At 60.8% G+C, this 18,625-nt stretch carries 18 protein-coding genes; 3 read left to right on the forward strand and 15 right to left on the reverse strand.

Annotated features, from left to right (window positions below):
- Positions 1–112: 112 nt before the first annotated feature.
- From NCS02_RS31290 to NCS02_RS31335, 10 genes are all read right to left on the reverse strand, one after another.
- Positions 113–1,918, reverse strand: coding sequence for a phosphoadenosine phosphosulfate reductase domain-containing protein (locus NCS02_RS31290; RefSeq protein ID WP_250508070.1), 1,806 nt, complete (start codon positions 1,916–1,918; stop codon positions 113–115).
- 63 nt (positions 1,919–1,981) lie between these two features.
- Positions 1,982–2,797 (reverse strand): hypothetical protein, encoded by an 816-nt coding sequence (locus tag NCS02_RS31295; RefSeq protein ID WP_250508071.1) that lies wholly within the window; start codon positions 2,795–2,797, stop codon positions 1,982–1,984.
- Positions 2,794–2,979 (reverse strand): hypothetical protein, encoded by a 186-nt coding sequence (locus tag NCS02_RS31300; RefSeq protein WP_250508072.1) that lies wholly within the window; start codon positions 2,977–2,979, stop codon positions 2,794–2,796. Before NCS02_RS31300 ends, NCS02_RS31295 begins: the two co-directional genes overlap by 4 nt.
- A gap of 92 nt (positions 2,980–3,071) precedes the next feature.
- Positions 3,072–3,458: a hypothetical protein gene (locus tag NCS02_RS31305; RefSeq protein WP_250508073.1), complete on the reverse strand. Its 387-nt coding sequence runs from the start codon at positions 3,456–3,458 to the stop codon at positions 3,072–3,074.
- 308 nt (positions 3,459–3,766) lie between these two features.
- Positions 3,767–6,088 (reverse strand): sbcc family protein, encoded by a 2,322-nt coding sequence (locus NCS02_RS31310; protein ID WP_250508075.1) that lies wholly within the window; start codon positions 6,086–6,088, stop codon positions 3,767–3,769.
- Positions 6,076–6,624, reverse strand: a complete 549-nt coding sequence (locus NCS02_RS31315) for a hypothetical protein (protein WP_250508076.1) — start codon at positions 6,622–6,624, stop codon at positions 6,076–6,078. The genes NCS02_RS31310 and NCS02_RS31315 overlap by 13 nt, the downstream gene beginning before the upstream one ends.
- A 230-nt stretch (positions 6,625–6,854) precedes the next feature.
- Complete coding sequence (locus NCS02_RS31320; RefSeq protein ID WP_250508077.1) at positions 6,855–8,255, reverse strand: metallophosphoesterase family protein; 1,401 nt, start codon at positions 8,253–8,255, stop codon at positions 6,855–6,857.
- 69 nt (positions 8,256–8,324) lie between these two features.
- Complete coding sequence (gene ybiA / locus NCS02_RS31325) at positions 8,325–8,819, reverse strand: riboflavin biosynthesis intermediates N-glycosidase (RefSeq protein ID WP_086966732.1); 495 nt, start codon at positions 8,817–8,819, stop codon at positions 8,325–8,327.
- Positions 8,820–8,985: 166 nt separating this feature from the next.
- Positions 8,986–10,311 carry a recombination directionality factor gene (locus NCS02_RS31330; RefSeq protein WP_250508078.1) on the reverse strand — a complete coding sequence of 442 codons (1,326 nt, stop codon included), beginning with the start codon at positions 10,309–10,311 and terminating at the stop codon, positions 8,986–8,988.
- Entirely contained in the window at positions 10,308–10,577 is a 270-nt protein-coding gene (locus NCS02_RS31335; protein WP_086966733.1) for a DUF7696 family protein, read from the reverse strand. The genes NCS02_RS31330 and NCS02_RS31335 overlap by 4 nt, the downstream gene beginning before the upstream one ends.
- Before the next feature lie 675 nt (positions 10,578–11,252).
- On the opposite strand from NCS02_RS31335, the gene NCS02_RS31340 reads away from it, so the two are divergent.
- From NCS02_RS31340 to NCS02_RS31350, 3 genes are all read left to right on the forward strand, one after another.
- Positions 11,253–11,852: a DUF1845 domain-containing protein gene (locus NCS02_RS31340; protein WP_250508079.1), complete on the forward strand. Its 600-nt coding sequence runs from the start codon at positions 11,253–11,255 to the stop codon at positions 11,850–11,852.
- Between the two features lie 83 nt (positions 11,853–11,935).
- Positions 11,936–12,757: a hypothetical protein gene (locus tag NCS02_RS31345; RefSeq protein WP_250508080.1), complete on the forward strand. Its 822-nt coding sequence runs from the start codon at positions 11,936–11,938 to the stop codon at positions 12,755–12,757.
- 12 nt (positions 12,758–12,769) lie between these two features.
- Complete coding sequence (locus NCS02_RS31350; RefSeq protein WP_239294747.1) at positions 12,770–13,222, forward strand: bactofilin family protein; 453 nt, start codon at positions 12,770–12,772, stop codon at positions 13,220–13,222.
- 1,215 nt (positions 13,223–14,437) lie between these two features.
- Here NCS02_RS31350 and NCS02_RS31355 read toward each other — a convergent pair.
- The 5 genes from NCS02_RS31355 to NCS02_RS31375 all read right to left on the reverse strand — a co-directional run bounded on the left by NCS02_RS31355 (position 14,438) and on the right by NCS02_RS31375 (position 18,624).
- The gene (locus NCS02_RS31355) at positions 14,438–16,162 is read right to left on the reverse strand and encodes an ATP-dependent helicase (protein WP_250508081.1); all 1,725 of its coding nucleotides are present in this window, start codon (positions 16,160–16,162) and stop codon (positions 14,438–14,440) included.
- 9 nt (positions 16,163–16,171) lie between these two features.
- Entirely contained in the window at positions 16,172–17,008 is an 837-nt protein-coding gene (locus NCS02_RS31360; RefSeq protein WP_250508082.1) for an ATPase, read from the reverse strand.
- Positions 17,009–17,287: 279 nt separating this feature from the next.
- Complete coding sequence (locus NCS02_RS31365) at positions 17,288–17,902, reverse strand: IncC plasmid conjugative DNA transfer DtrJ family protein (protein WP_086966741.1); 615 nt, start codon at positions 17,900–17,902, stop codon at positions 17,288–17,290.
- The gene (locus NCS02_RS31370) at positions 17,895–18,149 is read right to left on the reverse strand and encodes a hypothetical protein (RefSeq protein WP_235023229.1); all 255 of its coding nucleotides are present in this window, start codon (positions 18,147–18,149) and stop codon (positions 17,895–17,897) included. Before NCS02_RS31370 ends, NCS02_RS31365 begins: the two co-directional genes overlap by 8 nt.
- Positions 18,106–18,624, reverse strand: a complete 519-nt coding sequence (locus NCS02_RS31375; RefSeq protein ID WP_250508083.1) for a hypothetical protein — start codon at positions 18,622–18,624, stop codon at positions 18,106–18,108. The genes NCS02_RS31370 and NCS02_RS31375 overlap by 44 nt, the downstream gene beginning before the upstream one ends.
- Between the last annotated feature and the right edge of the window lies 1 nt (position 18,625).

Consider the following 18,625-nt stretch of genomic DNA (forward strand, 5'->3'; position numbering starts at 1 on the left):
GACCGAGTCGTCAAATCCCGCCCCTCACGTTACTCCGTCCGGTACCTTAGAAAGGATCTTAACTGAACGGCATTAGGGTGTTTAGCCCGGGATTTTTGAAGGTGTCGTGCGGCTAGGCCGCCTCAGCAAAGAGACTCAATTGTATGCGGTCATGGCCTAACAGCCTGTCATGTTCCACGTCACTGATAGCGTTCGAGACGAGATGCGCGTCCAACTCGGCGGCCGTCAGATTCAGACGTTGAGCGAGTCGCGCGAAGTACTGCCCGCGCTTGGCCATGTCCTGATACCGCTGCGCCATACCGGTCGGCAACTTCACGATCCCCTCGTTCAGCCAGAAATGCGCTGAGTCGATTGCGTCGCGATGCTGCGTGTCCAACATGAAAGCAGTGTCATACGTGCACGTCACGAACGCACAGGCGGCTTCCGCGTCCACCTCAAACTGCGAGGCCTCTTCGAAATACACCGTCTGCTCGCCACCGGTCGTCCTCGCATACCGCCCGGGCCGACCCGGATGCCGATACGGATTCCACTGCTCTGCGTCGAACGAGCGCAGCCCGAGAGACGGTGCTTCCCGGTCGTACTGCCCGACCGGATACCAGCCGTGCAGGACGATGTCGGTCTTCGGCAAGCCGTCGAGCTTCGGAACCGGATACCGACGCCCAAGCACGTTCACGTCATGCCAGACCGCCAGCGCCGGAAACGCATGCGGCGCGTAGTGATGCATCGACAGAAATAAGTCGATGGCCACCAACTGCTGCGGCGTCACGAACTCGAACTGCGGCTCACACAACGCCCGGTTTTCTTCCGTATCGGGAATTAAACCAGTCACCAGTGCCCCCGAGTGCGCTTCGGCGCGGTCGCGTTCGGCCGCATCAATACTGCAGAGCTTTTTCAGAAGATCGACGCGCGTCAGGTAGCTGTATGTGTCTGCCTGGATGCGCGTGTAACCGGCGTCACTCAACGACCGGCCCACCAACTCGCGTCGCGACATGTCCCACTGGATCGCAAGCAGATAGTTGCGGAAGTCGTTCAGCGGTCGAAGATGCCCGTATTGCTCATCCTCGATCATGGCCTCCAGCGACTTGTCGCGATCACCGGCGACGCAACAGAAGGAGCACCCAAAACGCGAGCCGCACGCGGCGCGAGCACCCGATTCGCCCACCACGACACCGCACGTTCCACCGTTTCCTGCCCGGTAGATCTCGGACAGGCGGTGAATAGTGCTCGGTGCCAACGACGAGGGAAACGTCATGCCTTCGTCCGCGGCCAGCAGCGCGAGCATCGTCCACACATCATCGGACGTCCATTCGCTTAGCGGGCTGAGGGTCAGCGCCCCGGTTCTGCTTCGGACCGCAACCTCGGCGCTGTCGCGTCGCTCGGTCATGGCGACCGCACGGGAGGTACTTTCGTCCTTGCGCAGGCCGAGCACCGTGATGACTTCTCGAGCACCGTCCTCTGCCGCTCTGCGTTCAAGCAACGTTCGAAGACGGCCGCCCGGACGTACCTTCCACTCGTCGGCGCATGCTCTCTGCCTTCTACCGTCGCGTACGCCATTCTCAGCCGTGCGTACCAACGTGCCGCGCCCTATCGTCGAGACCACGAACTGGCTCGCCAACGACGGCGTCGTGACGTGGACTTGCACCGGCAACGCCGACGCTTCGATATACAACTGCAACTCGTCCAGTACTGAGTGCAGGAAGTTCGCGATCGTTGGGTTCTCGATGGTCGTGTCTGCCGACTGGACATGGTGGGTGATGGTCGTGCCGCCGGCACGGCGAATCGCCTCAAGCATCAACACCAGAGCGCACGTGCTGTCTTTGCCGCCCGAATAGGCGCAGCTCAAGCTATGGCCCTGTTCGAGGTAACGCTGCATAACGCCGATCGCAGCTTCCATCTTCAACAGGATTTCGTGTTCCATTTCTCTCGCTCCAAGAATATAGGAGCGACCCATTCGGGATTCGCTCCCGAATGGGTTAATGATTCAAATCAAAAGGCCGGCCGTCGCTCGTTGCGCCTCTTCCAGACCGTCGTGCGCTGCGGCAAACATGTCTGCTTGCCGGGTTGCTCGATCCAGCCGAGGAAGCGTCTTCGCGTACCGGCTCACGCTAGTACCGTCGAAGCTGTCGGCACCGGCGGCCGCGCAGATGCGGATGCGCCGCGCCGAGTTCACGCGACCGACATGCAAGTAGCAGTGACGCCGTCGCGCGAGGGACCCCCACACGTGCGCCGTCTGCTCTTTCCACTCTGTCGAACCGCCAATGAAGATGCCCACAGCAGGCGACAGCAACGAGGCGAGATCTTCAACCTGCATACCGTTCTGAACTGCGATCAGCATCCGGCACGGCATCCCGCGAAGTCGTTCCAGCCACTTCAACGAGTAGTCGAGCGAGGCCATCCCGCCCATGACGATGTCCGGAAGGACAAGCCAATCGGCCCGCTCGCCCAGCCGTTCGACGGCGACCGCAAACGCGTGCTCATCGAACGGCTGAGCTTGCTGGTACGCGGTCCAAGCGCCGTTATCCAACGCGTAGCGATCGAAGCCTTCAGTACGCAATTCGCCTTTAGCCGAGACCAACAAGCGCCAGTCGGCGCCCTTCAGTGCAGCCAGGTTGCGGCGTGTGCCGGTGCGACTGGCGTAACCGACGAGCGGCTGCCGATGCATGGCGATCCGCTCCTCAATTTCCGGGTCATCGTCAGCAGATCCATCGACTCCGTAGTAGTCAGCGTACGCCATCAGCGCTTGTGCGTAGCCGGTCTTCTGGCCACTGGCGTATTGCTCAAGCCACGGCGGCGTCATTGGCGCACCCCGTTTTGGGGTTGCACTCTGCCGCCGATGATCAGGAAGACTTTCGTATCGACGTTCCGAACCCACGGGCGAACTTCACCCGCGTGCGTCGCGGTGCCGGCGATGTAGCCAATCGCCGCTTCGAGGCTGGGAAACTGCTCGGGCGATGCGCCCAGCTTCGCTGCTTCAAACATAAAAACACTCCACACAAAGAATGCGGAGCGACCCCAGCGGGTCGCTTGCCCGCAGGGGTTGTAAAAAGAAATTAGACGGCGAGTTGTGCCACTTACTCGATCAGCTTGACGCTTTGCCACCAGCGACCGCCCGAAGGCAGGTCTCTGACGAAAGCGAAGTTCTCCGCTTCGTCGCGCGTAAGCTCGATCAGCCCGCCCTTCAAGATGGCCGCCTGGAGATAGACGACATTCGCGAGGGCGAGCGCGCCGTGCTGTTCGGCGATGCCGGTCAGCGTTTCGACGGCATCCAGCAATTCCGCATTGAACTGCTTCGCGTCAGCAGCAAGGCGCAGCGACATGTCAGCGTCGGCGATCGCGGCCACCACCGCATCGCATTGGGCTTGCGGGTCGTCAGGCCCATACTGCTCGGGCTTGATCCAGCTTCGGATCACCATGTCGTTCAGGACGTCGTCGACGAAATCGGTGCAGGAATAGGCCATGGAAGGCTCCAGTCAGGAAGTGAGGAAACGGAGCCGCCGTCAGATGCGACGCAGACGGCCGGTATCGAACGCAGCCGCGCGACGCAAGTACGGCGGACGCTGCGGCTGCGACTGAGCATTAGCCGGTGCAGCTTGCTCCGTAGGCGGCCGGTGAGGCACCGCATTCGAGTGAGACGGACTGCTGGCTGCCGCGAGCAGCAGCATGAGAAGGTTTGCCATAGAGAGAGCGCCGGAAGGCGCGAGAGAAGGGTCGGAAAGACGAGAAGCGCCCCTTGTGGGGGCGACTCCCCACAAGGGTTAATAAAAAATCAGGCGGCAAGCGCCTGTACGTCGATGACAGCGTCGGCCTCTGCCACAAGGTCGGGCGTCTGCGAGATGAAGAACTCCCGCTGATACCCGCCTTGGCGCAACACTTCGCGTTTCATGCGCATGAACTGCACTTTGCGCTCGGGATCGAGCGGGCCGTCTGACTCGTCGCTGAACAAGGTCTGATACGGCTGACCGGTGTTCTGCGCGAGATAGAGCGCGATGCCCCGCGTGAGGCACTCGTTGATCCAGACCTTCTGACCGCCGGACATGACGGAGACCGACTTGCTGCTGTCGGACTCGGCATCGTGAACCAGAATCTCGAAGCCCTCACGCAGTTCGCCGCTTGCGAGCGTGCGCTGCGTGCGGATCTCAACGGTGAAGCGCATGCCGTAGCACGCGAGCAATAGCTCGTTGACGGTGTGCGTCAGCGCTGGACCCGCGTCATCGATGGTCAACGCGATCACGCCGTCGTTACCCAAGCCCTTAGTTAGCAGCTTCCAATGAGCAATTTCGTCGGAGAGACGATCGGCACGAGACTGCGTGGCTGAGAACTTCTCCAACTCCAGCGCCAGGGCTTCCGCTTCGGTCTGCAACACACTCTGCGCGCGGATCGATTGCTCGATTCGACCATCCAGTGCCGCGACGGTCTCCCGGTTCGCTGCGATGTCGCGGTCAAGCTTCGCAATGGCGGCTGTCACATCGACGGCGGCCAGTCGCCCGACCTCCTCGGTAATGCGCGCAAGCTCCGCTTCCATACGCGTCTTTTCAGACTGGTACTTGGCGGTCCGTGCAGCACTTTCCTCGGCGATCGAACGCAACTCAGCTTGCGCCGCTTCAAGTCCCGACACGGCTGCATCGAGCAATGGCTTAGTGGCGGCAAGCTCTGCCGCCGCCTGCAAGGCGCGGCGCAACTGCACGGCCGCATCGGTGATGGCGACCATCTCAACACGCTTCGCCGCCAACTCAGCCGGCACCAGTGACAAGGCTTCGGCCTGCGCTTTCTTCTCGCGATACTCCGCGCGAAGATTCGCCACCGAAACACGCTGCACCTCCGCTTGCTCTTTCGCTTGAAAGGCTTGCGCGAGCAGCGGGCATTGCGCATGCATCGAATGACCGACGCACGGCACCTGCTCCGCCACCGCTGCCTGCTTGCTCAACGTGTCGAAGTGCGCGGCTTTCGTCGTGCCCTGGTTCATCAAGCTGGTAAGCGTCGCATCGAGCGTCGTCAACGTCGCGCGTTTAACCTCCAAGTCGGCAATGTCGCGCTGCAAAGGAGCAAACCTCGCTTCCTCGCGCGCAATCGCCAACTCGGCTTCCTCGCGCTTCGCCGCCGCACCGAGGATCGCCTCGCGGCGAGCCAGCGTTGCTTGGTGCGTGGCCACCGTTCGACTCAGCACCGAAACGCGCTGCTGACAGCGAACCGCTGCGGCTTGCTCGTCGTCGGCCGCGCTTTTCAGGGCACGCCCCACCTCGTCGCGGCGCACGCCCAGTTCGCGCAGACGCGCTTCGGTCGCAGCCGATTCGCTCTGCTTGGCCGCAAGCGTCGCCCGCTCTTGAGTCAGCTTGCTCGCATGCTCAAGCGCTGCATCGCGTTGCTCCCGAGCGACACGCAGGGTGTTGCCCTGCGCGACGATCGACTGCTCAGCGCCTGCTTTGCGTTGCCGCTTTCCGGCTAGCGCACCAAGCTCAAACTGGATGCCCTCAAGCGATTTGCCGAGCACCTTCGCGACCTCGCCGGCTTTCGCCGACAGTGCCTTCAGGTGGTCGATGCCAAGCAGCTCAGCCAGCAGCGTCTTGATCTCGCCCGCGCCGTAGGACGCGAGCGGCCGCCGGTTCTGAGCCGAGAACACGCTCGTGAAAAACGTTTCCAACGAACCGTTGATCGCCTCGACACAGCGGTTATACGACTCCGCCTTGCCGTCCGACACCGTTCCGTCAGGCAAAGACACCGGGCGCCACGTACCGTCGACGCCGCGATAGGCAAGGTAGTACTCTGCCTTGCCTGTCTTGCCGGGCTTGCGAAACGTGAACGACGATCGATAGCGAATGCCATCGTGCTCCCATTCGAGTTCCTTCAACGCGCTGGTGCCACAGATGTGATCCCAGTACGAGAAGGCGTCGACCGACAGCTTCGACGCTCGCGACGGCATGATCGGATACGGGTGCAAGTTGTCCATGATCGTTGTCTTGCCCGCCCCGTTAGGGCCGGTCAAGGCGATCAGGCCATCGGGCAACGTCTCCAGATCCAGCGTTACGCTTTCGCGTTTCATGCCATCGCGCACGCCAACGAAGCCTTCCAGAGTCAGTTTCAAAGGCCGCATGACAGGTCCTCCGATACGCTCGTCGAGGCGGACATCGCTGCCATCTGCGAGTAGAACGCGTCGTCATCTTCGTTGGGAAACGGCGCGTTCATCACGACAGACGGCACAGACTGCACCGCTGTTTTGGGCGCTTGAAGCGTTCCGTCTAGTGCGGCCGCCACGTTGTCGCAGACTCTGCCGAACTCGCGACGCGCGTTCGTAAGAAGCTCGGACCAACCGCTATAGCCGGTCAGGCTACGGATCTCGGCAGCAGACCACTGACTTGCAAAGCCTTCCTGGTAGGACCAAAGAAGGTGCTGCATTTCAACGGTCGGCGTAACGCCGATCTCGCACGCGCCGGGCGTCGTGGCGATCAGCAACAGCGTCTGACCGAACTGGGCCAGCACTGCGCCGCGGTACTGGCCGAACGGCTGATGCTGAATTGCAGCGGTAAAGCCTGCCAAATCGACCAGCGACTTTTGAAGATCACGCGATGAGCAGTCGCCCAACGCGAACGTCCGGACCCAGTTCGGGCCAGCGGGATAAAGACCAAACATGATGCACTCCGTTATGGTGGGCGGAGTGCGGCCCCGCTAGGGATCGCTCCCCGCCAGGGTGAAAGAAGAAATGAAACTGCTAGAGAAAGGCCCTGCCACTACAAATCGATGCGTCAAAGACGCGGTGAAACCTGTGTTTCGATAGCGACGTTGACAGTCGGCTATCGGAACACGGCTTGTGCGTGTTCAAGCAAAGGAGCCGTACTGGCCTCCCCTGCATGCGCGGCAACCTACGCCGCGAATAAATCATCGTTGAGCCACGAAAGCTGACTTGCCGAAGCCGACTCGACGATTTCCACCGTCGCATCGGGCATGGGCATGGGCAGTGCATCGTCGCCAACATCGCTATGCGGAGCTACGTGGGCCGTCAGCGGCGCAGACTCGGATATGCTCGACAATGCGTCAGCGTCGGTCAGTCGAGCCAGCACGCCCGCAGCGATTGCGTCCGCGTCCCCCGTTTCCAGCAACTGCAGCCGGTCAAGCAAGGGCGCCGGATCGACATCAGCGTGTTCGCACCAGCGCTCGAGCTTCCGATCAATTGACGTTTCGAGGCTGATGCCTTGGGCGCGTGACCGGACGACGGGAAGAATGCGAGCTTCGACCTTCAGCTCGGCCGCGTTGCCGAACAGCGCCGCGATCGCGTCGCGGTCCACTGACTGTTTATGCTCTTCGTCAACCTGCCAACGAATTCGCACGAACTTGTCGGTCGCATCGAGCGCGATTGCCGTCAGGCGTTCCATGTCGGGCGGTCCGTCAAAGTCGACGCAGATCGTCTGGCGAGACGGCGTCACGACCAGATCAGCTTGCGCGCTTCCCACCTCGACATTCCACATGAGGAAGCCCTTGTCGCCTTCCTCGCCGTAGTGGAATCGCCCGATCGAACCGGGATACGCCACAACGCGCCCCGCTCGCTCCCACTGCTGTGCTTTATGGATGTGCCCAAGCATGAATGCATCGCATTCGGCCTCGAATAGACTGCCAAGCGAAAACTCATGATCGAACCCCGCCATCGTCACGCCGTGCTCGGTCGTACAACCGTTGACCGTGCCGTGTGAAACCCCGACAGTCCGGATGCCTGCGGCACGAAGCTGCTGATTGACGCGCCCGGCAGCGACCAGATAGTCACCTAGGACGGCTTCAAGACCCGTCCCGGCTTCCTTGGCACCGACAGCAGCCGCCAGTTGCCCCTTGTTCACCGTGGGCAAGCAGGTGAACACGACATCAGCGCCGATTGCGAGCACCTCGCGCAGCTCGTCGTCCGAGAAAACCGGGCCGTCCGAGGGATAGAACCGCCCCTCGTGGAGGCTTACCTGCTGCACGCGTTCCGCCACGTAGATCTGATGCGTCGTTGCCATCAGTTCGAAGTTGCGCAGCGTGCCCGGAGGCTCATGGGAAAACGTGCCCTGCAGCATCAGGACCGGCATGCTGCCGCTCAGGCCGTTGATGCGGCGTGCGAGGCGGTTCAACGACGGCGCGTGTGCGTCGAGACGATGATCCGTCGCATCACCCGAGATGACTGCCACGTCGGCATGGGCCAACACCGCATGGTCGATGCCGAAACCGAAGCATCGGTCCGACTCTTCGAGATTTCCCGGCGCGTAGTGCAGGTCAGAAAAATGTGCGATCTTCAAATCGCCTCCTATAAATGAAAAAGGCCACCCGAAGGTAGCCAGTATTTGCCGATGCGCCGCTCGGGCGCGCTAAGAAAGGGATCGCGTTGACAGCGTGTCGCGGACTTTCATCAGTGCCTTGCCCAAAAGGTTCTGGCCACGCCACTTCGACTTGTCCGTGATGTCTGGATGATGCTCACCAAGACCCACGCCCCATATCGTGTCGTAAGGACTTGCTTCGACCAGTTCGGTTGGAGCAGTCGCAAGCAACAGCGTTCGCAGACCCGGATGCTGCGCGAACTTCTCACGGCATCCGACGTACACGATCGACTCGCGCTTGGCCTTCCATGTTTCGAGATCGAAACCTTTAACCTTGCGCCCGAGGGCTTTTTGTTCCTTGGGCAGATGCGTGGCGAGCACAGCCTGAGCGATGTCTTCGTCGCCGAACAGCTTGGCTTTCGAAAACATCATGAACTGTTCAACACTGACGAAATCGACGTCGTGATACGAAAAGCGGCACGGATGCCAGTTGCTAAATGCGTCCTCCGCGCCGAAGAACAGCGTGAAGTTGCCGACTCTACGCATTGGAATCTCCTTCGCGCGAACAAGTAGATGGGCCGCCGAAGCGGACGAATTCGATGCGCACGTGTGAGCGCGGTCGAAAGCATTTGAGCAAGCGGTTCTTGCTGAAATGCTCTCATGCGCGAGCGTAGAAGAAAGGATGCCAGCCCCCGAAGGGGACTGGCCAAGGTTAGACGTAGGCAGCTTGTGCAATCGCGTCCTGAATTTCGACGTCGAGCGAGGCGGGATCGTCGAGCGCGTTCTTGAGACGCGCATTCATCGCATCGACATCAGCGATGCGTTCGATCCAACCGCGACCGTACGTCTGGTGCGCGTACTTGCGGAAGCCGTTCTGTCGCTCCGGCTGACTTAGGCCCAGACGATGCAGCAGGTCCGACATGCGGTGACGCTTATCTTCCAGCGTCTCGTCGGGATCCGGCGAGTCGTCGTCATGACCATCGGCGCCGTCGATGCCCGATGATGCGCCATCGCCTGTCAGTGCGTCCTCGGCCTGCTGCTCTGGCTGAAGGAGCGGATCACCGATCGACTGTACTGTTCCGTCCGACTCCAGCAGCGCCACTGCACGACTGTCAGCATCGAGCGCCGGTTGAGCCTCCTCCGCGCCATCCAGCAGGGCGCCTAGGTCGATGTCGGCATCGAGCACCGTCAACATCTGCTTCTGACGCACGGCCTGGCCGTTATCGTCAATCCGCGTAATGTCGAACTCTTTCTTCGAGAGCCAGAAGCGCGTGCCGGTGAGCCTGCCGCGCGCCAATGCCACGGTCTGCATCGCCGAATACGCCTTCTGCAGCACGTAGATCGAGTTGGTCGGCAGCTCGATCAGCCCAAGCCCCTTCACGTCGGGAACCGCAAACAAGAAGTTTGCGGTTAGGTTGCACTTCCGGTCCTGATACTGCGGACAGACGTGAGGATCACAGACGCCATCGGGAATGTCGTCGTCTTGCCGGTGAACGACCAGCCGCCCACCGAAGGATCGACGGGCCCGCTGTGCACGTGCGTTACGCTCGACCGGCGCGTACGTCTTGCAATAGCGCTTGCCGTCGCGGTCGTACTCCGAGAAGTACTGTCGCCCGGTTGTCGTGTACGCGGCCATCTGATTGGGCACATTGCGCAGCCAGTCGTCGAACGCAAACATGATCGGGAAGCGGTATAGCCGCAACCCGTGACCGCGATCTTCGCCATACAGCCGCAGGATCTCGTCAGCCGTGTCCGGATTCGAGAAATCCGAGCGTCTGCAGACGAAGTAGTCGACGTTGCGCGGAATGAGCGCGTTGCGCAGCTTCAGCGACGTTTCGAGCACCTTGCCGATGGCTTCGAACGACTCACCCGCGGCCACCATGTCGCTATAGAGCTTGACCGCTTTTTCGTTGGCTTGATGCGCCCGCGTAAGCACTTTGATACCGGGTCGAATCTTGCCGATCGTGGGCGGGCGGATAGCTCGTTCTTCAACGAGGCTGCGCGGCGCGTGATCGAACATCTGAACTACTGCATTCATGATGGTTTCCTTGCGAGAAAGAAGATGGCGTTGGTCCGCAGCGTTTCAGCCTGAGATTGCATCTCTCGGGCTGCCGCACTGCCGCGACGTTCGGTGACATGGGAAATGAAGACAGAGCGCTCTGCGTCGCTGAACATCGCGACTCGAGCGACTTCGCACCGCTCACGCCAAACGGGGGACGCGGTGTCCGCCTGCTCGCGCTCGGTATTGATTTGATGCGTGATGGCCTCGGCGATACGCTGATTGAGGCGGTCGGGCAAAAGCATGGAACAGCACCTCCGTTGAGAAAATGTCCGGCCGCAGGAAGCGACAGACGAAAAAAAAGCCCGCTCCGGTCAGGGAGCGAGCTTCTTGAAATCGATAGAGAGACCTACGCGCCACGTCCCTTCCGGGGACGTGGCGTGCAGGGAGCGGCCGGACAAAGCCGGTGTCGCTCGGTCAGAGAACGTAAAGTCGTTCTCGCGCAGCATGGTCACGCCGCGCAACAGCCCTTTTCGGAATTACTTCCGCCGCAGGAATCACGGATCAGCCAACTTCGATCGTTCTACCCAGATCAGGCTCTGGAGAGAGAACACCCGAAAACCCGGGTTCGAACGATGTACCGGCGCAAATGAATGCAGCACAGGGTACGAGTATCACGGCTGAAATTGGGGAGTGTGTAGCGAGCACACTCAGCACAAGGAAGATTTCCACACCGGTAGCTATCCGGTCGGCGCATGCCAACGCACGAGGCGGGCACGACTTGCAGAAAAAAGATGGACTCCGGGCTTGGAGTCGAGGTCGATGCGTCGGTGACGCGGGGAATGGAGTTGAGTATCCGCGTTAAAGGCGGGCGCGTGCGCTCGAAAGCTAACGAAATTCATATAGCTTTCGCCCGATTGACTCTTGTCTAATCAATGAAAATTCTATGTGAGAGAGAACACAGACATACCGAAAATCCCATGGCTGCAACCGACCTAGAAGCGCCTGACGAAGACCCTAACCAAACCGCTGCGCTTGGCAACGAGAGCGCTGCGCAAAGCGGTCTTCGTCCGTTGAACCGCCTGACGAACGACAGTCGTCTCGCTCGCATCAACGGCGACACGCTGGCAAAAACGGAACTGCCCTATTACTCGTTGTTTGCGCGTGAATTCCTCCGAGCCGACTTCAACTTCGCGGCCGCAAAAATGACCGTTGCGCGCGGCGGCAAGCTCATCGCGATCGAGTCGGAGTTTCGCACCGCCGAGGCGTTCATGAAGAAGGCGCTCGCATGGGCAAGTAAGTTTCCGGGTCGACGTGCGCCGACTCCGCCCGAGATGGTCACGCTTGAGATCAAGCACGCCATGTCCGGTCGTCTTGTGCGACTCCTCACGATGTATGACCAGCTTTTCCTCAAGACGATGGAAGCGCTGATGCTGAGAACCATGACGGCTCCAGTACGCCAATCCGCGCTCGAGGCTGCCGAGGCACGCATCAATCAAATCCCTTTCTTGTGCATGCCGGACAACGACCGCTTTGCACCAGAAGGTGTGCTGCTTCCGGACTCGAACCGTACTCACTGACATCGGAATAAGACGTCCCTGCGCCTCGGGTTTGCGCCGCAGCGCTGGACTTGCTCGACCTAACAACGACGGGAGGACCCCGCATGGACTTACGCGAAATTCAACGACTGCATGCGCAGTTCGCACCTGACTCGATGATCATCGATCTGCCGCGGCAAATCGCTGCGCTCCCGGCGCCGGCCGACCTGACGGCAGACGCCAAGACAACCACGCTCAAATTGCGGCTTCCGAAGGCCGTGCCTGTCGCGCGCCGAAGCCTCGTGGCTGTCGGCATCGCCGCTGTCGTGGCTATGGCGGGTATGGGAGCCGCATCGTTGTACAAGTCGGTGGGCGCGTCCTCCGCGCACGACGTAAAGAAGACCGCCGCTCAGCCGCAATCCAACGGAAGCGAACGGCCAGCAACGGAAGGACCGGCAGTCGCCGCGGCGACGCGCCCGATCGATGCGGAGCCACCTCACCCGGTAGCGCTTGTTCCGATGCTGACGGGAAAAGACGTTGCTTCCGGTTCCCCAATCGGTCTGACGGCTGACCAGTTCAAAAATTCGCTGGGTACGACGAGCGGCCCAGCAGCGGGCGCGACCGCCAACAAGGCCGTTCCTCCCGTCTCGAACGATGATCAACGCGCGGCTGCCTCGCCTATTCATCAAGCTCGTCGCGACGCAGAGGCAGCTAGTCAGGCTTCCACTAAACCCGCGACGTCAGTGACGCCCGCGCAAGCTGCGGCGCAGCCTGCCGCCGAGGAACAAGCGTCGCAACAACACGCGACACCGGCCCGTACGCACAGCTACCGTCATCGCTCTCATTCGCGAGATGAGCAGGCAAGCGATGGCGACACCGGGTCGGCTGCTAGCAAGAAGTCGGCACCAGCGAACCGCGCCGGCTCGAACGAAGTGCAGATGTTTTAAGGAAACGACACCATGAAAACCGAACTCAATATCACGCTTATTGCGCGCGGCTGCGCGATCACCGGCGACATGGTCGTGGATCACGGCATTTCGTTCTTCGGCCTGCTCGACGGCGGCATCATCTCGACGCAGGGTCTGCTGCACATCGGCGAAGGCGGACTCGTGAAGGGCTCCGCGCAGGGCGAGCACGTTCGCATTGACGGGCGCGTCGACGGAGATGTGCACGCTCGGGGCTCGCTGGAAATCAACGGCCAAGTCTCGGGCGACATCTTTTACTCCGGCACGATCCGCCTTGGTCCGCGTGCGTCTTTGAATGGCACGCTGAAGCGCGTTGCAAGAATGCTCACGATCGAGGCGGATTCGACGCCGGACGAAGGGCCTATCGCCGGTCCGCGCCTGGACGACGTGAAAGGCCTGGAACGCGCGGAATCAAATGTGACAGAGCTCTCACGGGCAAAGGCCTGAGCGCCTATAAGCCCGATGCTTCACCGAAAACCGGTCAAAGTCTCTGAGAACCCATTGCGCCGCCGGGGGCGGCTACCGCCGGTTCACAGGTTCGGACAGATGCGCAGCGGAAAGCGCTCGACGCCCCACTGGACGAGTTTTTCGGTACTTCGGCCGACGATCTCGAAGCCCCGCCCGCGCCTCGTTCCAAGGTCTCCTGGCCACCGTTGGATGCAAGTATGACAACCCTCGTTCACCTCTTCGGAATCTCCCCCAACGTTCTCGACCTTGTTGGAAAGTCCCTCGTTTTCGCGCTCTTACTGGCCCTCGCGATCGGCATACAGTTCGCAAACATGAGCCTCGTTCGCTTCAAATCATCCACTAACGGCGACGAAACGACGCCGGCACGCGACGCATCGACTCTACATTCGGCACCCGGGAAAGGAGACGCAAGTGCGTGAGTATGCGCGATTGGATAAGGACACGACCACAGGATGGGACGCGACAGCCGACCATGAAACCGATTGACCCGATCTTCGACTTCCTCACTGTGACGTGGGACGCGGCCGCGCAAGAGGCTGCTTTCGAAGGCCACTGCTTCTGCATGCTCGATACCGGACGACTCGTAAATAGCCAGTCGATGCCCGTCGACACGCCTCATTGGAATCGACCCGCTTACCAGTCCGTCGCAAGGTATAAACGCGCTCTGCAACGCAAGCGCTAGCAATGTCGACTCCGTCTGCGCCGCCGCTGCGAACTAATGTCGCGCCTCGATCGGACCCAAATCATGGGGTTTTGTCATTGACGGCATGCTGAAAGCGGAAGCGCGCGAGAACGACGCGAACAAGAAGGCCGCTGATGCGAAGGTAGACGCGGCGGAGAAGTAAGAGATTTCAGGTTAGGCACGTCTGCGGCCTTGCCTCTGAATCTTTGTTGCAAGAAAGCCCCAAGACCCGCCTTGAGCGGGCTTTTTTGCTTTCATGCCGCCGGTCGACCTCGCGCAATAGGAACTGGGAGACGCTCTCCGGAGAGTGTCCCGTTTGATTTGAGCATCCGGCTAGCGCCTTGAATTTGAAGCACAAATGGCATGTTACAAAACGTGCCGAATATGCACATCCCCTTTATTCGGCACGCTTTTCGTGATGTGAAAGCCGGCCGAGGCTCGCTTTGTGCGCATCGAGATCCAACCACCCATCGTTCAAATGCGTCCAGCAAACGGAACTCTGCAGTGTGGAGTTAGGCCGCGATTGCGCTCTGATTGAGCTGCGCCTCAACGACAAACCGGGACTCGAAGTTCTTCGCCGTCCCTGAGATCATGAGCGACTCTCTCGCACGCGTCATTGCAACGTAGAACAAGCGCCGCTCCTCCGGTTCAGTGGACTTCGGGTCCGGCACGATCGACTCCTCGCTGCGCGCCATCCAGACGTGGTCCCATTCCAGCCCTTTTGAACTGTGCATCGTCGTCAGGATAAGCGCGCCCGGGGTCGGCTCATTGTTGTCCTGGCGCAGGAACAGCAGCCGCTCAGCGAAGCTGCCTGACAGGCGCGACAAGACGTCGTTCGTCGCTTGAATTGCGCGGAGTGCGGAATCCTTCTTCGCGTACTTCAACATCCACTCGGCGACGCCCGAGAGCGTCAGCGAATAGAACTTGCGATCGCAGAGGCTTTGCCATTCAGCGAGCCGCTTCATGAACTCGCGATAGTTCGTCGCCACGTCCTCGGGCAGCCCGAGATCAACTAACTCCGCCCGCCCCTTCTGCGTCAGTTCCGCACCCATGTCCGCGTGGAGGGCGCGTAGCTGTTGGGCGGTAAGCCCGAGGTGCGCCAAGACTGCATCGAGGCCCGTGTCTTTGATTCGCTCAACGATTTCAAGCAGGTTGCACATCAGCGCGCCCTCCGGGCGGCTAAGGACGGACGCGCCCGACGCACGGTAGTACTTGATGCCATGCGAGCGGCAAACGGACTCGAGCGGATCCAGTATGCGGTTGGTGCGCGCCAGGATTGCGCACGACTGCCCTTTCGCGAGCAACGGCCCGAGCACCTCGACCGCCGCGGTTGCCTCCTCATACTCATCTGGATGGCGAGACGTTTCCACAGTACCGCCGGAGCCCTTTTCCGCACGCAGCACTTTTGCGATGCGGTCGGCGTTATTCCGAATCACCCGGTCCGCTGCGCCCAGAATCTCTGCGCGGCACCGGTAGTTGCTGCCCAAGACGACGGGCTTTGCCGCGAACGACTGGATGAACGACTCCATGCCCCGATAGCCCAGCGCCTCACGAAACGCGTAGATGCTCTGGTCATCGTCGCCGACGACCGTCACAACCGAACCCGCCTTCGCATGAAGCTCGATCCACCGGTACTGCAGCGGGTCGGTATCCTGAAACTCGTCAACGAGCAGATAGGTGAACGCGTATGGGGCAATCGTGCCCTGCTCCATCCCCTCCACAGCGAGGCGCAGCATGTCCTGGAAATCGATCTTGCCGTTACGAGCAAGCGCGTCCTGATAGGCGTGATATAGCTCGCCGTCGGCAGTATCCGGGTCGCACCGACCAAAATTGGTTTTGATCTTCTCGATCGTTGGAATGACGTCTTCTGCCTTTCCGTCGCGGCCGAGTTCCTGCATCACGCGGATCAGCAGGCCAAGCCGGTCGCCATCGGAGGCGATATCGAGTGGCCGCACGCCAGGGCGTTTCAGTTGCTTGAAAGCGAGCGAATGAAAGGTACCGGCGATCAGCCGCTTCTTCGCCGACTCGCCGGCGGCAGCCAGGATTCGCTCACGCAGTTCGAGCGCGGCGTCCTTGGAGAAAGTGACGGCGCCTACCGTCGCGGCGCTGTCTTGTAGCAGCAGGGCTGCTTTCGTGGCGATCGTTTTCGTCTTGCCCGCGCCCGGGCAGGCGATCGCCACGCAATGCTGGCGCAACTGGGCGACTTCCCGTTGCTGGGGATTGAGTTCGTCCAGCATCGCGCCTCCTTAGTTGCCGCGGACCGTCGTCATCAGCTTCAGGTGCGTCATGTACCCGCGAATGCCAAGCGGGTCGAAGCGCTTGAGGAAGTTGACGGCTTCATCGTCGACGTCCGACTGATCCCGGATGCCGTTCCAGACCATGAAATCGAAGTGATCCATCGCGCGGTCGAACTTCATAATGACGCCCAACACGCGCATCGAAAAGCGCGAATATGCCTCGACTTCGATGTCCATCGCGGGCATCGGGATCGTCGGCTCGAACACAAATTCCTTGTTGACCCGAAGCTCCGCTTCCTTTTGCTGGCGGAAGCCTTCGGCTACGCGAAGTTGCTCTTCCACGTAGCGCTCGATGCCCGCGAGCAGCTTTTCGAGCGCGCTGTTGACGACTTCCTTGTCGTTCTCGCCGAACGTCGAGCGGCCAAAACGCTGCATGTTGATGCTCATGCGGTTGATGTACGGCCACCATTGTTCGAATAGCGGCTTCAGGCGCGTATGGTTCAGACGCACGCGGGCGGTCACGACTGCCGCACCGGAAAGCTGGCGGTCCAGCAACTGACGACCGATTTCACGGCGGCGCTTGATGATCGAGATACGCTCAGCGGCAGGCAGATCGCGGAAGAGCTTGCGCGTCTTGGCGACTTCCGCACGCTTCATGTCGGCGTCGTCGTTAGAGATAACGCCTTCCTTCTGAAGGCGGTCTGCGTCGGCCTCCATCTGAGTCAACTCGCGCTCGAGCTCGCCGTCGTCCGCGCCGTCGGTCGTGAGCGGCGCGTCGGCCGTACCTTGTTCAAGTGCGCTAAGCGCGACCTTCTCTTCACTGCCGGGTTCGACAACCGTGCTCATTCGCCGTTTCTCCTGGACCGCATCGGTCCCGTTTCATCGTTGGGGATCAGGCAAGCAAAGCGCGTTGCCCATATTCAACATTGTTGCGGCGGTGGCAGCGTGCGAAAGCTCGAAACGGTGGCTATTTAGAGCGCCTTTCACCGAATTATTGGCGCGCTCTAGGCTGGAAGCGAAGACGAAGGCGGAAAAAACAAAGGCAACGCTATCCGGGTAGCGTTGCCTGGGGGGAGATGAAGCAATTTGTTTGTCGAACTGCTAACGAGTCGTGCGACGTTTTCGCTATCTCGACGACTGGAAGGACTCGGCAGCTTTCCACAGGAGAGCTCCGAGGAGCGCAGCAACGGCGACCCAATACCCGACCAAGACAGGCAACGGAACTACCAGCACCGCGAACAGCGTGCCGGTCACGAGCAGCAACCCGTGGCCTGCCAGATGGAAAGACAAGGGACTCACGAAGCCCGCTGCCGACGCTTTGATCTTCCTCCGCGCCGCACCGTCGATGAACATGCCGATCGCAAAAAGCAGCGTCCCGATGATCCACATCTTCATAACCATCGCGCGGAACAGCATCCGGTAGACCAGCAGCCAGAAGTTTTCGGTCCACGTATGTGCGAACGATGAGAACCCGCCGTCGTCCAAGCCGCCTACCTTTCCCGAGGCATTCAGCGTGCGGTGCAGCAGCCCGCTATCGACAAAAGCACGGCGGAACTCGTCGTTGGCGCTACGCATCGCGCGGTCGACCCGGTCCTGCCCGACTGACTCAACGAGAGAATGTGTTTCCGCTTCTGGCACTTCGAATAGCTTGCGCTCCGGGATCGCCGGCATGACGGCGATGGCAAGCACCGGCACGAGCAGAAACCACACCTTGATGTGCGAACCGAACCGACTAGCCATGTAGCACCTTGACTAGCATGAGGGCGGGCACCGCGACGAGTGCCATCAGTCCGCCCCAGAACAGCGCAGGGCGGAATTCGGCGATTGTCGCCAACGCATAGCACCGGGCGCCCGCGCCGTAAGTGAATTCCTCGGGCACCGCTGCATTGACGTCGCCGTCAAAGGCGGCGGCAGTGTCGCGCGCCCGCTGAGCCGTGCGCGGCTCAACTCCGGACAGCTTCGCTATGATCGTAACGGTGAGCGACATCGTATTCCTCGAAGTAACGGCGGAAGGCTTCTCCTTGAAGCACGCGTGCGGCGAGCTGAAACGCGGCGGTGCGCTCAGTGATCTCGTCCGGACAACGCTCATCGACCATCTCGAACTGGTACTCGAAATGGCGCGCTTCGAACGCGGGAATCGCCTCGACCATCGGGCACCACACCGATACCTTGTCGCCAAACCGCGCGACAAGCCGGCGGGCGTACAGCGCTTTCGACGGTTCGAACAAGCCCTGCATGAACGCGATGTGCTGGTCACCCGTGCGCTTCGCGCGCCGGAAACCATCTAGCGCCGACTCGATCATCTCCGCGGCCAGCGGCCCTTTGTCTCCAATAAACCGCTCGCCGATGAAGTCGGCCACGCGCGAGCACGCGAGCTCCAGCTCCGGTGCGACATTGAAGACCGCGACCAGCCTGTGCGAGAGCTTGTGATCGCGAATGATGTTTTTATATGCAGCGGACATA

It is taken from the genome of Caballeronia sp. NCF2, from assembly GCF_023631205.1.
In the GTDB taxonomy this organism is placed as follows: Bacteria; Pseudomonadota; Gammaproteobacteria; order Burkholderiales; family Burkholderiaceae; genus Caballeronia; species Caballeronia zhejiangensis.

Bases quoted from the DNA above. Each gene is read 5' to 3' on its own strand.
- NCS02_RS31350 (WP_239294747.1), top strand. From the start codon at position 12,770: ATGAAAACCGAACTCAATATCACGCTTATTGCGCGCGGCTGCGCGATC.
- ybiA (WP_086966732.1), bottom strand. From the start codon at position 8,819: ATGCGTAGAGTCGGCAACTTCACGCTGTTCTTCGGCGCGGAGGACGCA.
- NCS02_RS31370 (WP_235023229.1), bottom strand. From the start codon at position 18,149: ATGTCGCTCACCGTTACGATCATAGCGAAGCTGTCCGGAGTTGAGCCG.
- NCS02_RS31310 (WP_250508075.1), bottom strand. From the start codon at position 6,088: ATGCGGCCTTTGAAACTGACTCTGGAAGGCTTCGTTGGCGTGCGCGAT.
- NCS02_RS31340 (WP_250508079.1), top strand. From the start codon at position 11,253: ATGGCTGCAACCGACCTAGAAGCGCCTGACGAAGACCCTAACCAAACC.
- NCS02_RS31345 (WP_250508080.1), top strand. From the start codon at position 11,936: ATGGACTTACGCGAAATTCAACGACTGCATGCGCAGTTCGCACCTGAC.
- NCS02_RS31290 (WP_250508070.1), bottom strand. From the start codon at position 1,918: ATGGAACACGAAATCCTGTTGAAGATGGAAGCTGCGATCGGCGTTATG.
- NCS02_RS31315 (WP_250508076.1), bottom strand. From the start codon at position 6,624: ATGTTTGGTCTTTATCCCGCTGGCCCGAACTGGGTCCGGACGTTCGCG.
- NCS02_RS31295 (WP_250508071.1), bottom strand. From the start codon at position 2,797: ATGACGCCGCCGTGGCTTGAGCAATACGCCAGTGGCCAGAAGACCGGC.
- NCS02_RS31300 (WP_250508072.1), bottom strand. From the start codon at position 2,979: ATGTTTGAAGCAGCGAAGCTGGGCGCATCGCCCGAGCAGTTTCCCAGC.
- NCS02_RS31335 (WP_086966733.1), bottom strand. From the start codon at position 10,577: ATGCTTTTGCCCGACCGCCTCAATCAGCGTATCGCCGAGGCCATCACG.
- NCS02_RS31305 (WP_250508073.1), bottom strand. From the start codon at position 3,458: ATGGCCTATTCCTGCACCGATTTCGTCGACGACGTCCTGAACGACATG.
- NCS02_RS31330 (WP_250508078.1), bottom strand. From the start codon at position 10,311: ATGAATGCAGTAGTTCAGATGTTCGATCACGCGCCGCGCAGCCTCGTT.
- NCS02_RS31365 (WP_086966741.1), bottom strand. From the start codon at position 17,902: ATGGCTAGTCGGTTCGGTTCGCACATCAAGGTGTGGTTTCTGCTCGTG.
- NCS02_RS31355 (WP_250508081.1), bottom strand. From the start codon at position 16,162: ATGCTGGACGAACTCAATCCCCAGCAACGGGAAGTCGCCCAGTTGCGC.
- NCS02_RS31375 (WP_250508083.1), bottom strand. From the start codon at position 18,624: ATGTCCGCTGCATATAAAAACATCATTCGCGATCACAAGCTCTCGCAC.
- NCS02_RS31360 (WP_250508082.1), bottom strand. From the start codon at position 17,008: ATGAGCACGGTTGTCGAACCCGGCAGTGAAGAGAAGGTCGCGCTTAGC.